Genomic DNA, 14,006 nt, shown 5'->3' with positions numbered 1-14,006 from the left:
CGTGACCCAAGCGATGCTTGATAATGGTCAAGCCGTGGAAGTCCCTGTCGCTGCAGGCGATACCCAGGTCAATGTTGATGCACAAGTCATTGATGCYGCCGGTAACCCATCGGCTATCGCCACTGACAACCAAGACGTTGATAACACTGATGCACCTACTCCAAACGTTGAGTTTGAAGGCATGGGTGATGACGGTATTTACAGCAGCGATGAAATTGGCGCGGATGGCACCGTCACCGCCACCGTGACCTTAGCCGCGGGCACCGCAATTGGTGACACGCTGATCATCACTGATGGYAACGGCAACGAATTGTTCAACGGCCTCGTRACCCAAGCGATGCTTGATAMTGGTCAAGCCGTGGAAGTCYCTGTCGCTGCAGGCGATACCCAGGTCAATGTTGATGCACAAGTCATTGATGCCGCCGGTAACCCATCGGCTATCGCCACTGATAACCAAGACGTTGATGATTTAGCTCCAAGTAGACCTAGCATTATTATTACCGATGACGGTACTCCAGGTGATGGATGGCTTAATCAAAATGAAATAAACACAAATGGATCAGGTATTCAAGTTCAAGCAAATGTGGATAATATCGATTTAGTTGCTGGCGGGTATGTCAGTATCACAACCTCGGTTAACGGATCTTCAATTACTTTCGATCTGCAACTTGAAAATGGTCAATTACTTAACCTTGATGGTACACCTCCCGGAGTCGATTTTACATATAATAATGGCGTAATAGCTTGGAATGAAGATGTTCCTGCTGAAGGTCAAACTATAACAGTTAGTGTTTCTCAAACCGATGCAGCAGGAAATGAATCAACTACTGATTCTGATACAGCCACCATAAACAATGTCGACGCTGTCGATGACGCTGTTGGAAGTACTTTCTCAACCACTGCAGACTCATCCAACGGTTGGGTAAGTCCTACAAATGCTGATGGCGAAGCAGACTTTGTGATTAGCGCCAGAAATGCTGACGGCAGCACCGGAACACTGACTTATAATGATGGCACTAATCAATTAGGTGTGGATGGGTCTCCAAGATCCACAGACCAAATTACAAGTCAGATTGAGTATGATTCTGCATCAGGAACATCAGAAGCGATTGTCATTGATTTCAATGGCCTAGTTAATGAAGCAACCTTTAGTGTTTCTAGAATGTTTGCTGATGAAAATAGTGGTGAGCAAGGTACTTGGTACGCTTATTACAATGGTCAATTGGTCGCAACCGAAACCTTTTCAACAACTAGTGGCACAACCGGCACATTTACAATTAATACTGGCAACCTTGTATTTGACCAGCTGGTATTTGAAGCTGCACCAACTATTAGTGAAGTAAATGGAGGGCCAGATCTCACTGACTCCTCAGACTACTACTTAGACTCTGTCACTGTCACAGGACCTGCACTGGTTGATGCTTATGTTGTTCAAGAGGATCAGATATTAACCATTAGTGATATCACAGAAGGTTTATTTGCTAACGATACTGATGCCCAAGGTCATAGCTTCAGTATTACTCATGTCAATGGTTCGAGCTACACATATGGACAAGCAATCACGTTAACCAGTGGCGCTATCGTCACTATCAATGCTGATGGTACTTACAGCTATGATGTCAACGGTGCTTTTGATTCGTTAACTGCTGGTGAATTAGAAACCGATACTTTCACATACACGATTACCGATCAATATGGTGCCGTAGATACTGCAACCGTTACCATTAATATCGTGGGGATAAATAATAACCCTGTATCAGGTAGCGATTCATTCTCAACGTCAGAAAGTGAGTTACTCACATTTACAACCAATGATTTAGTGAACAATGATACCGATGCTGAAAATGAGACTTTAACCATCAGTGGTTTTGCGCCTGATGCATCTGATACAAGTAAGATTGACGCTACCGAAGCGGGTGCCTCATTCACAACCACATTAGGTGGAACGATTACCATCAATGCTGATGGCACCTACAGCTACCAAGCGCCTAGCTTAGTACATAACTCTGGCGATGTTATTGTCGATACTTTCTATTATCAAGTCACTGATGGCACAGGCAATTCAAGCTGGACAGCGATAAATATTGATGTTGTTGATACTGCGCCTATTGCACTTGATGATGTTGATAGTATTGGTTTTGGTGGCACAGCCTATGGCAATGTCATCACTGGTGCTGGTACTGATGGCAGTGGAATAGATCAACTTGGTGCTGATGCTGCCTCAATTATAAGTTTCAATTTCCAAGGCACGACCTACTCCAATTTTGATCCTGATGGCAATATTACTATCGTAACTGACAAGGGTATTTTGATTGCCAACCAAGACGGTAGCTATACCTATGAGTCAACTCAAACCGACTCAATTGTTGAAAGCTTTAGTTTAAGTGATTTAACAAGCGGTAATGGCATTTCATTAACTGGCATCGATAATGTAAACAACCTAGATTTAAACAATTTAGCTGCGTCAGGTAGTAATATTGACAGTAATGGCAGTAGAGTTGGTGTCAGAGATAACCGCATTGGCGATTCTGAGGCTTTGGTTATTGATTTGGGCAGCGGCAGCAACTTTACCGGAGCGACTATTGGATTAACCAATGTAAGTGGTGATGATGAAGCGACTTGGACTGCTTATGCTGCCGATGGAACTACCATTGTCGCCACCGGAAGTACGACCGACAATAGTATCAACATCATTAGTAATACAGCATTCCAATTTATCGTTTTAACATCAGCTGATGGCCGTTATGGTTTAAATAATTTATCCGTGTCATCCGCAGGTGACGGCGTCCTCGTCACTGAAGAATTCAGTTACATCCTCGAAGATATTGACGGAGATACCGCTGAAGCGACATTAACGGTAAACCAAGACTCTACTCCAATTGCTGCAACAGACAGTCAAACCGTTTCAGAAGCAGGACTAGTTGGCGGTAGCGATGCAAGCAGTGATGTCCATATTGCAACGGGTAATTTATTCGACAATGACTCTGGCGTTAGTGCTTCGACTATCATTACCAGCATTGAAGGCCAGAGCCCATCCGATGGCATCATTATAATCAATACTGCTAATGGCAAATTAACTGTCTATACCGAAGATGCAGCGGGTATCCGTGCTGGTGATTATCAATATGAACTTAATAGCACTAACAACACAGGCGCAGATTTACTCGAAAACTTTAATTATATTATCGAGAATCGCAGTGGCGTGAGCAGTAACGCTAGCCTAGAAATAACCATTGTTGATGATATTCCTATTGCTAATGACGTAACCCAAAATCTACAAACGGCATCAGCACCTGTCACCTCCAATTTAACCTTTGTCCTCGATGTATCAGGTAGTATGGGATGGGCTGCAGGTAATGGTAAAACTTACCTTGAAACGGCAGTTGAGTCACTCACTGCATTGATTAAAGAAGTTGATCAAACAGGTAATGTCAATTTACAAATCATTACTTATTCAAGCGGGACCTCAAACTCTGGTTGGTTACTGGATGATATTGATGGCGCGATTAATTACTTAAACAGCTTAGTCGCAGATGGCGGTACTAACTATGCAGCTGCAATTAATACTGTAATGAATAGCGGGGATATACCCACTGGCGCCGATCAAAACTTTGTTTACTTTATCTCTGACGGTGAACCTAACGATGGGCAAGAAGTAGATACGGACCAACAAGCTGAATGGGAAACTTACGTTCAAGATAATTATGATATCTCATTTGGTATCGGTATTGGCAATGCCAGTTTAGATGAGCTGTTGCCTATTGCTCACCCTGAAGTAAATGGTAATGAAGAATATGCCATTGTCGTAGACGATGCAGACGACCTTACCAGTACTATTTTAAATTATTTTGACAATAGCACGGTTGTTGGTGACCTAGGTATCATCACGGGAGATAGCACGACAGGCGTATTAATCGGCGCCGATGGCGGCCGCGTTGATAGCATCACCTTAGGGGGTGCCACCTACAATTATGACCCTGCTAATCCTGAGCAAATCATCACCACAAGTTTTGGCGGCACATTTACCATAGATTTTGAAACAGGCGTATATAACTACTTCATTGATGTTGATGAAAATATCCTCAATCAACAAGAGAATATAGACATTGAAGTCCTTGATAATGACGGTGATAGCAATTCACTCTCCTTGGTTATTGAACTTGATTACTATGCCGGACTTGATGCAAACGTAAATAATATCATTACTAATCAGGCTGATGGTTCAACACTCAGTATTGATACTGCCTATCTAACCCATGGAGACTCAACGCCAATTTCTGCGGCTATAACCTCCGTTGACGGTGGCGCGAGCTTATCCAATGGAGTCGTTACTTTAAATGCTGCCAATGATGGCGATAGCTTCAACTATACCCTCGAGGGTAATGGCGCTACTGACAGTGCACAAGTAACAGTTGATTATCAAAACTCAACCACTCTTACAGGCACCCATGAAAACGATATCATCATGGCAAATGCCTCTAATAGCAGCCTAGATGGCGGCGCTGGCGACGATGTACTAATCGGTGGCAACGGCAACGACTTACTCATTGGCGGCGAAGGCGATGACCTGTTAATCGGTGGTTTAGGTGATGATTTACTGATTGGCGGCGAAGGTGATGATACTTACACTTGGTTAGCGAATGATAGCGGTACTGACACTATTAGTGGATTTGATATCAATGCTGACAAATTAGATTTAAGTGATTTATTGCAAGGGGAAGATACTGACACCCTTACAGACTTCTTAAGTATTTCTTTTGCTGATGGTAACACCACTATCACCATAGATGCCGATGACAACAATAGTGTTGACCAAGTCATTGTACTCGATGGAGTGGATTTATCTGATAGTAGCAATTATGGCACCACTGATGAAGGTGTTGTCATTAGCAGCTTGTTAGCAGATGGAGCACTAATTATTGACTCCTCTGCAGATGAAACTGCTACTGTGGCCAATAATTCAGCCATTGATTTACTCAATTTTGAAAATGACGGAAATATTATTCCTTAAATACAACACTTTGTTGGCGTCACGTTGTATTATAACGGCGCTAACAAGGTCGTTACTTTAATAACAATAATACTAAAGGATAAGCATTAGGTGCCAGCATCAGTGTCTAACATTCAAGAGCAATGGACTATCTCAGCCTCGCAACGTACTACGGTTGACCCATTACTCGATTGTCTTGTATTAATGACCGAACATTTTGGTTCGCCATGCTCAAGTGACTCACTTGCGGCAGGCTTACCATTAACTGGCGCTAACATCACCCCTGATTTACTGTCACAAGCTGCCTCCCGTGGCGGTTTGTCGGCTAAGTTAACTCGAAAAGATCTTAATCAGATATCTAATATTTTACTGCCTTGTATTTTACTGCTTAAAGATAAAAAAGCCTGTATTTTGCATAGCCTTGATATCGACGCTGACAAAGCAACCATTCAATTACCCGAAACCGGTGGCGAAGAAGTTCTTACCATTGAAGAATTAGAAACCCTCTATGTGGGTTATCTCTTTTTAGTGAAACAAGAGTTTCGTGGCGATAACAGCTTTGATGTTCACATTCACGATAATAGTACTCACTGGTTACTACAAAGCATTAAAGACTCAGCACCCATCTATCGAGATGCCCTGATTGCATCTGTGCTAGTTAACTTATTCGCATTGGTATCACCATTATTCATCATGAATGTATACGATAAAGTGGTACCGAATTTAGCCTTTGAGTCATTATGGGTACTCGCCATTGGCGCAGGGATTGCCTATTTATTTGATCTTATCTTACGCCAATTGCGCAGCTATTTAATTGATGTTGCTGGTAAAAAAGTCGACATTATTGTCTCATCAAAATTATTTGCCAAAGCCATAGGCATCCCTTTGTCAAAGCGCTCACCCAGCGTCGGCGGCATGGCAAGACAATTAAGTGAATTTGATAGTATTCGAGAGATTTTAACCTCAGCGACCATCACTACCTTAGTGGATCTTCCTTTTGCCCTACTGTTTGTCACCATTATTTATATTGTTGCCGGCGACTTAGCGGTGATCCCAGTGCTTGGTGGCATCATCATTATTGGTTTTACGCTCTACATCCAACCTAAACTTAAAGCCGCAATTGAAGAAAGTAACCGCTTTTCAAGCCTTAAACACGGCCATTTGATTGAAAGCTTAACCGCATTAGAGTCCATTAAAGCCAATGGCGCTGAAGGCTTAGTGCAAAAAAGTTGGCAGCAAATGATTGGCCACACTGCCAACTGGCAACTTAAATCTAAAAAGCTCACCAATGCCGTCAGTAATGTAGCTAACTTTGTGGTGCAGCTAACCGTCGTTTGTGTGGTGATCCTTGGGGTATACCGAGTGGCAGAAAACGCAATCTCAATGGGCGGTATTATCGCAGCGGTGATGCTATCAAGCCGCGCTATCTCACCGATGGCGCAGCTTGCAGGGCTTATTACTCGAGGTAACCAAACAGCAAGCTCGCTACGTCAACTTGACGAGGTGATGAATCAAGAAGAAGAGTTTGAAAACAAGGGCCATTTGGTTAGCAAACAGCGCTTACAAGGTAAAATTGATGCTGATAACATCGCTTTTAGCTTTCCTGAAGCCGAACGACCTGTGCTACATCCGCTTTCTGTCCATTTAAAACCCGGTGAGCGCATCGCTATTATCGGCCGCAATGGCTCAGGTAAAAGTACCTTAGCAAAACTGTTAGTAGGCCTGTATAAACCCACTCAAGGCAGCCTGCGTTACGATGGCTTAGATGCCGGACAAATTCACCCCAGTGATTTACGTAAAAATTTCGGCTATTTGCCCCAAGATGTCACCCTTTTTCATGGTTCTATCAAAGACAATATTCTGTTCGGCACCCGGCAGGTGACTGAGCATCAACTCATTCGCGCTGTGCAGCTTTCTGGGGTCAGTATGTTTACGAACCTCGAATCAGAAGGTTTAGATCAACAAGTTGGCGAAGGCGGCTTGTCATTGAGCCGTGGGCAACGCCAAACCGTAGCATTAGCAAGAGCCACCCTAAATGACCCACCTATCCTATTAATGGATGAGCCTACAGCTAGCTTAGATGCGCGGGCTGAAAAGCAGTTTATTCGCTCCATGGAGCATGTCAGTAAAGACCGTACTTTGTTACTGATCACCCATAAAATGCATCTGCTACGTTTAGTTGATCGCATTATCGTACTTGATAAAGGTCATATCGTTGCTGATGGCCCCAAAGACAGTGTGCTTGAAAAACTCAATAATGGCTTACTTGCAGGAGGGCGCAGCTAATGACGAACAAGCTCTCTAATAACGATTTAGATATGGTCGATGATGTTTATGGCGCCATGATGACTGACTCTCCGAGGGGTCATCGTCTCATCATCTGGTCAATAGCTGCCATGTTTATCTGTTTCTTTATTTGGTCCTACTTTTCTGAATTAGATCAAGTCACTTCAGGCATGGGCAAAGTGATCCCTTCATCCCAAGTTCAACTAATCGATAGCTTGGATGGTGGCGTGCTGCAAGAAATCTATGTCCAAGAAGGCATGATAGTCACTAAAGGTCAGCCACTGGTAAAAATTGACGACATTCGTTTTCGCTCTGATTTTGCTCAGCAAGAACAAGAGGTGTATAGCTTACAAACCAATGTGATCCGCCTGCGAACAGAGCTAGACAGTATTGTTATTTCTGACATGTCTTCAAACTGGCGCGAACAAGTCAAAATCACTAAGCAGCCATTAGTTTTTCCAGATGAAATTATTAATGATGAGCCTAACTTAGTTAAAAACCAGCAAGCAGAATACAGCGGCCGCTTGGATAATCTCAGTAATCAATTAGAAATATTGGTTCGCCAAATACAGCAGCGCCAACAAGAGGCTGAAGAGCTAAGCTCCAAAATTATCACCCTAACCAAAAGCTATCAGCTAATCTCTCGGGAATTAGAACTCACCAAGCCACTGGCGCAAAAAGGCATCGTCCCAGAAGTTGAACTATTAAAGCTTGAGCGCACGGTTAATGATATTCAAGGCGAGCTAAAAACCTTACGTCTGCTGCGACCTAAATTAAAAGCGACTATGGACGAAGCAATTCTTAAGCGCCGTGAAGCAGTATTTGTTTATGCCGCCGATTTACGCGCCCAACTCAATGAAATGCAAACCAAGCTGTCTCGGATGAACCAAGCCCAAATCGGGGCTTTCGACAAAATTAGCAAAGCCATTATCACTTCACCCGTCAATGGCACCATTAAAACCTTGCACATGAATACCTTAGGCGGAGTTGTTCAGCCTGGTGAAGAAATTATTGAGATTGTACCATCAGAAGATCAGCTGCTAATTGAAACCAAAATCACCCCACAAGATATTGCCTTTTTACACCCAGGCCTGCCTGCAATCGTCAAAGTGACCGCCTATGACTTTACCCGCTACGGCGGCCTCAAAGGCACCGTAGAGCACATTAGTGCCGACACCAGCCTAGACGAAGAAGGCAACAGCTTTTATACCATCAGAGTAAGAACCAAAGAATCAAATTTAATCAAAAAAGATGGCACACAGATGCCAATTATTCCGGGAATGCTGACCTCAGTCGATGTCATTACCGGACAAAGAACAATCCTTGAGTATATTTTAAACCCTATTTTAAGGGCTAAAGAAACAGCACTACGAGAGAATTAAACCAAAAAACCGGGAGGGTTTTTTACATGAAATTGAATATAGCCCAGTGTCGTCAGTTAAGTATTTTCACACTGGTAATGTCTGCATTTTTTGCAGTACCCACTGTAAACGCGCAGTCGTTAGAACAGGCAGTCGCCCATACTCTGGATACTAATCCAGAGTTGCGTATTGCCTTTAATCGCTTTAAAGCCCGAGAGGAGCAAGTAAATCAAGCTGTGGCAGGTTATATGCCAACGGTTGATTTAACAGGCGCCTATGGTTGGGAGCAAACGGACAGTCCCTCAACCAGACGTAAAAACCAGCCTAATAACGATAATTTAGATGATGGCGTTATGGAACTAGAACGTGGTGAAGCGGGTTTTAGTATCAAACAGATGTTATTTGACGGCTTTTATACCAGCAGTGAAGTTGATCGCTACTCATTTGAAGCCAGTGCTGAACAGTGGGCATTATTTGCTGCAGCTGAAGATATTGCTTTGGAAGTGAGTAAGGTTTATACCAATTATATTAAAGCTGAGCAGCTATTAGTGTTATCGGAAAAAAACCTCCGAAGTCATGAAGAAATATACGATCAAATTAAGCAGCGCACCGAATCGGGCTTAGGCTCCATTGCTGATTTATCGCAAATTTCAGGTCGCTTAGCCCGTGCTAACGCTAATGTTATGGCAGCTAAAAATAACCTGTTAGATGCTAAAGCGCAGTATATTCGTATTGTCGAAAAAGAGCCTAATAACTTAGTGGCACCAGTGCCTGATATGGATTTAATGCCAGATAATATCGCTGAAAGCGTGCTGATGGCCCAAAAAAATCATCCCATCCTCAAGTCTGCCAATAGTGATATTAACGCCGCAGATAGAGAGCGTAAATCAGCGCAGTCAAATTACTACCCAAAGTTCTCATTAGAATTAAATGGTAATTGGAATAATGATGTAGATGGCGAAGATGGTTACGGCACTGGCAGTGCTATCAACCCTGATGTCGGCGGTCATAATAACGATTTAGTCGGCATGGTACGGGTTAAATACAACCTATTTTCAGGTGGTAAAGATCTCGCACGGGAAAAGGAAGCTGCGTACAAAATCAATGAGGCCAAAGAAATTCGTCAACGGGCACATCGCCAGGTTATTGAAGGGGTACATTTATCTTGGAACGCCTATGAGATGCTAGCACCGCAAAAACGCTATATTCGCGACCACGTCATCGCCTCTAAAGACACCCAAGTGGCCTACTCTCAGCAGTTCGATTTAGGTCAGCGTAGCTTGCTAGATTTACTCGATACTGAAAATGAACTGTTTCAGGCCCGTAAAGATTACCTTCAAACTGAGTTTGACGAAACCGCAGCAAAATATCGGCTGCTGAATGCAACGGGTAGATTACTTGACTCGTTGCGGGTCACTCGTCCAGATATTTGGCAAGGTGAACGTGATTATGAAGGTGGAGTAAGATAATGAAATATTTGTTTTTACTACTTGGATTAAGCTTAGCAACTGGCTGTTCGATGCGCGATATTGTCACTATGGACACGGCCACGCAACAAGAGTTTGATCTTAATGATAATGATAATGACGGTGTGATTATGGCCCGTGAGCGCTGCTTAGAAACGGTCATTGGAGCTGATATCGACAATTATGGCTGCGCCACCGTAAGCAAGATTAACGAGCGCCAAGAGTTACACATTCTGTTTGAAAATGACTCAGCTGACATTAACCCACGCTTTTATCAGCAAATTGAACAAATTGCGCAATTAATGAAACTGTACCCAAGCACCAATGTCACTATTGAAGGCCATTGCAGTAAAACCGGCAGCTATGAGCATAATTTACAATTATCTCAAGCAAGAGCACAAAACGTTACCCAAATATTAGCTGACACTTTTGCTATTAATGCCTCAAGGCTCAATGCCATTGGCTATAGCTACGATAGACCTATTGATGAATCTGACTCAGAAGAGGCTAATGAGGCTAACCGCCGGGTTATTGCTGAAGTGACCGGTGATGATTCAAAAACAGATATGAAGTGGCACATTTATACTGTTGATCAGTAAAAATTGTCATTGAGGTGCCAAGACTTGTCGAGTAATGGCCGTTCGAGATCAGAACGTATAAAACAAAGTTGTCATTATTCGCTGCTAGCATCTGCTTTGATGGTATCAGCTCTTTTGGCTGCCCCGCCCGAGCAAATTGATGCTAAAAAAACCATTAATGCCTTAACTGATCATTACGGTGAAAGAGCAGGTAAACGGGCAAAAGCGTGGTTTAAGATCATCAATGAAGCACCGCTTCTTGATGATCGCGCTAAACTAGAAAAGGTAAACCGCTTTTTTAACTTATTTAAGTTTGTTGACGATAAGCGCTTATGGGGCGAGTCAAATTATTGGGCTTCACCAATGGAGTTTATTGGCGTAAATGCTGGTGATTGTGAAGATTTTTCTATCGCTAAATACTTTACCTTACTCCAAGTTGGGATACCGGAAGATAAGCTAAGAATTACCATGGTAAAAGCCAAAACAGTAAACCAGTACCACATGGTACTGGCCTACTATGAAACACCAGCAGCGGTACCACTGGTGTTAGACAATCTAGACCCGATGATAAAACCTGCGACAATGAGAAATGATTTAATACCTGTTTACAGCTTTAATGGTAAACAGCTATGGCTCAATAAAGAGAAAGGCCGAGGTGTGCTAGCTGGCTCCTCATCACGTCTTGAAAAATGGAATGATTTAAAACTTAGATTGGGTATCGACCGCTTGCGTCAACCCAAGCAAAAAATGGAGTAGTGACCAAGATGACCCTCTTTCGTCAAATCTACGCGTTACTTTTTGGTTTATTTTTACTGGTCGTAACAAGCTTAGGCTACGTGCAGTTTACAGAAACCCAAAGTTTCCTCAGTAAACAGATGGAATCAGACTTAAATAATGCCAGTCATTCACTTGGCATTATGCTCGTCCCTGCCCTTGAAAATGGTGATGACATCGGCGCAGAAACCTTAGTCAATGTGATTTTTGAAGGCGGTTATTACCAACAAATTAAACTCACTTGGCTGGTTGATGGTAAGCAACAAGTGTGGAATAACGCCATCAGAATTAATGGCGTACCGCAGTGGTTTATTGATCTTGAGCTGTTTAAAAGTGTTACCAAAGAAACTGTCTTAACATCAGGCTGGCTACAGCTGGCTAAAATTGAAATCACTGCCCACCCAGGGTTTGGCTACCATGAACTGTGGCGGATTATTTCTAATACCATTATCATTTTTTCCATCTTATTTTTACTGGCTATCATCTGCGCCCGCTTTGGCTTAGGCTTTATTTTAAAACCGCTAAATGACCTTTCAATTCATGCAAAAAAAGTAGCTAATCAGCAGTTTGGGCCTGATATGCCAATGCCTAAAACCAAAGAGCTAAAAGAATTAGTCACTGCATTCAATAGCATGTCATCGCAGCTTAAACAGGTATTTAACTCACTAGATGAAGAAGTCTCAGCCCTACGTAAGAAAAACCTCGTCGACCAAGTTTCAGGGCTGCCAAATCGACAATATATGGTCAGCCGAATTAATGGCTGGTTAGCAGAGCCCAGCAGTGGAGCAATATTCCTCGCCAAATTTGACTGGTTAGAAACAGTGCACAGTAAATATGGTTATCAAGTACGTGATGAAACCATTAAATTACTGTCACAAAAGCTGCAGCATCATTTAGATGAGATAGCACCTTCTGTTATTGGCCGTATTGCCGCCTATGAATTTGCTTTTTTGATCGCTGATGTTGAGCATGATCAACTCACCAAATACTTACAAACCTTACTCAGAACCCTTAATAAAGAAATATCAAAAGCAGGCTGTAAGCCCAACGAAGGCTTTGCTATTGGTGTTGCTGAGCGCATTGGCCAAATGACCGTCAGTGATATTTTAGCCCAGGCTGACAATGCACTGCAGCAGTCACTAAAAGACAATAAGGTGTTTCATTGGTTTGAAACCGACGAACAGCAATTATTTAGCCGTGAGCAATGGCGCAAAAATCTCACCGATGCGATTCGAAATAAGAAGTTCCAGTTCAGATGGCAGCCTATTTTGCTCAATCGCAAAAAAGAGGTATGCCAGCGGGAAGTTTACTGCCAACTTACCGTCGACGATAAACTGCAACACGCAGGTCAGTTTATGCCCTATGTTGAGTTATTGTCGCTAGGCACCTTGCTGGATCAATGCTTAATTGAAACTGTGGTAGAAAACCGACTGTTAGAGCGAAATTATGAGCCACTCGCTATTAACCTCACCTTTCAAAGTATTAGCGATATTCATTTTCACACTTGGTTACAGCAGTTTTTACGTCATTGCAATTTCCCTGAAAGGATCTGTTTTGATATACCTGAAGCCAGTGTTTACAGTGATTTAGAAAACTGTGAAAAGTTATGCCATATCATTCGTGATAATGGGGCAACATTTGGTATTGATCATTTCGGTCGTCAATTTGGTTCAATGGCCTATTTACAAAGCCTGCGCCCAAGTTATGTCAAACTGGATCAATCCTTTGCTTATATGGAAGATGACCAACACAATATTGAGCTATGTAGAGCCCTATCAAATGTGGCCAAAGGCTTAGATATCCAAGTCATAGTTACCGGAATACAGCAGCAAACACAGTTAGATCGTTTTGCCTCCATGCGACTTGATGCTTACCAAGGCTTTATTTCACCGCCGACTTCCATCAACATTTAATTTATCTGCCGATAAGATAATCCATAGCCAAAAAACCACATGCAAATGTGGTTTTTTATTATCTGTAATCTGCATTAATCTATAACAATCTCTGCAATGTTAACTCACCGCACCAGCCATTGGTGTAATACCAATCGTAATAAATAACTGTTCACCCTAGCTTGTGAAAATACTTGATAACGGTGTTAGATTTTTTGATTGTAGAATAACTACTTATAAAAAAATCTTCCTTGTTCTCAAGCATTTTTCCTACGCTATTTCTGATCACTTACTTATCGTGATTGGTATATTGCGGAAGTCGCTAAAGGGGATGAAGCTGCACAAGCAGTTTATTTCAGGCACAAAAAAGCCACTCATTGAGTTAATGCCGATCGGTTAAGAACACTTGAACGATCCTGCAGATGAATGATAATCCCTACCAGTATTCTGGTAGGGATTTTTTTATGTTTGCGCAAGAGCTTGAGTTAGTTCATGAGTCAGTAGAAGAAAGTGGAGATTATGCTTCTGTAATGGAGGCTATCGATTCACAGTGGATAGAACAATCATTACTTTCAGCCAACAAGGCAAGTATCCGTAATCGTCGTTTGCCTGCGCAGCAAGCCGTCTGGCTCGTGCTGTGGATGGGATTAATCCGTAAA

The 14,006-nt window shown here is 42.6% G+C and carries 8 protein-coding genes; all 8 read left to right on the top strand.

Annotation, left to right across the window (positions count from 1 at the left end; all coding sequences use genetic code 11):
* The first annotated feature begins 13 nt into the window (after positions 1–13).
* Positions 14–5,011 carry an S-layer family protein gene (locus BM739_RS19520; RefSeq protein WP_217697858.1) on the top strand — a complete coding sequence of 1,666 codons (4,998 nt, stop codon included), beginning with the start codon at positions 14–16 and terminating at the stop codon, positions 5,009–5,011.
* A 102-nt stretch (positions 5,012–5,113) separates the two neighbouring features.
* Positions 5,114–7,276, top strand: coding sequence for a type I secretion system permease/ATPase (locus tag BM739_RS19515; RefSeq protein ID WP_254843597.1), 2,163 nt, complete (start codon positions 5,114–5,116; stop codon positions 7,274–7,276).
* Complete coding sequence (locus BM739_RS19510) at positions 7,276–8,658, top strand: HlyD family type I secretion periplasmic adaptor subunit (protein ID WP_076543284.1); 1,383 nt, start codon at positions 7,276–7,278, stop codon at positions 8,656–8,658. Before BM739_RS19515 ends, BM739_RS19510 begins: the two co-directional genes overlap by 1 nt.
* A 77-nt stretch (positions 8,659–8,735) precedes the next feature.
* Positions 8,736–10,106 carry a TolC family outer membrane protein gene (locus BM739_RS19505; protein WP_303046106.1) on the top strand — a complete coding sequence of 457 codons (1,371 nt, stop codon included), beginning with the start codon at positions 8,736–8,738 and terminating at the stop codon, positions 10,104–10,106.
* Entirely contained in the window at positions 10,106–10,702 is a 597-nt protein-coding gene (locus BM739_RS19500) for an OmpA family protein (protein WP_076543282.1), read from the top strand. The genes BM739_RS19505 and BM739_RS19500 overlap by 1 nt, the downstream gene beginning before the upstream one ends.
* A 99-nt stretch (positions 10,703–10,801) precedes the next feature.
* Complete coding sequence (locus BM739_RS19495) at positions 10,802–11,437, top strand: transglutaminase-like cysteine peptidase (RefSeq protein WP_083698239.1); 636 nt, start codon at positions 10,802–10,804, stop codon at positions 11,435–11,437.
* 8 nt (positions 11,438–11,445) lie between these two features.
* Positions 11,446–13,368 (top strand): EAL domain-containing protein, encoded by a 1,923-nt coding sequence (locus BM739_RS19490; protein WP_076543280.1) that lies wholly within the window; start codon positions 11,446–11,448, stop codon positions 13,366–13,368.
* Positions 13,369–13,811: 443 nt separating this feature from the next.
* Positions 13,812–14,006, top strand: a 195-nt coding sequence (locus BM739_RS19485; RefSeq protein ID WP_254843598.1) for a transposase domain-containing protein, incomplete at its 3' end; no start/stop codon positions are given.

Origin of the sequence: Shewanella sp. UCD-KL21 (assembly GCF_001957135.1) — a bacterium.
Taxonomy (GTDB): domain Bacteria; phylum Pseudomonadota; class Gammaproteobacteria; order Enterobacterales; family Shewanellaceae; genus Shewanella.
This window is presented reverse-complemented; position numbering and strand designations above follow the sequence as displayed.

Coding starts and splice junctions, on each gene's coding strand:
- BM739_RS19510 (WP_076543284.1), top strand. CDS start 7,276: ATGACGAACAAGCTCTCTAATAACGATTTAGATATGGTCGATGATGTT.
- BM739_RS19505 (WP_303046106.1), top strand. CDS start 8,736: ATGTCTGCATTTTTTGCAGTACCCACTGTAAACGCGCAGTCGTTAGAA.
- BM739_RS19500 (WP_076543282.1), top strand. CDS start 10,106: ATGAAATATTTGTTTTTACTACTTGGATTAAGCTTAGCAACTGGCTGT.
- BM739_RS19495 (WP_083698239.1), top strand. CDS start 10,802: ATGGTATCAGCTCTTTTGGCTGCCCCGCCCGAGCAAATTGATGCTAAA.
- BM739_RS19490 (WP_076543280.1), top strand. CDS start 11,446: ATGACCCTCTTTCGTCAAATCTACGCGTTACTTTTTGGTTTATTTTTA.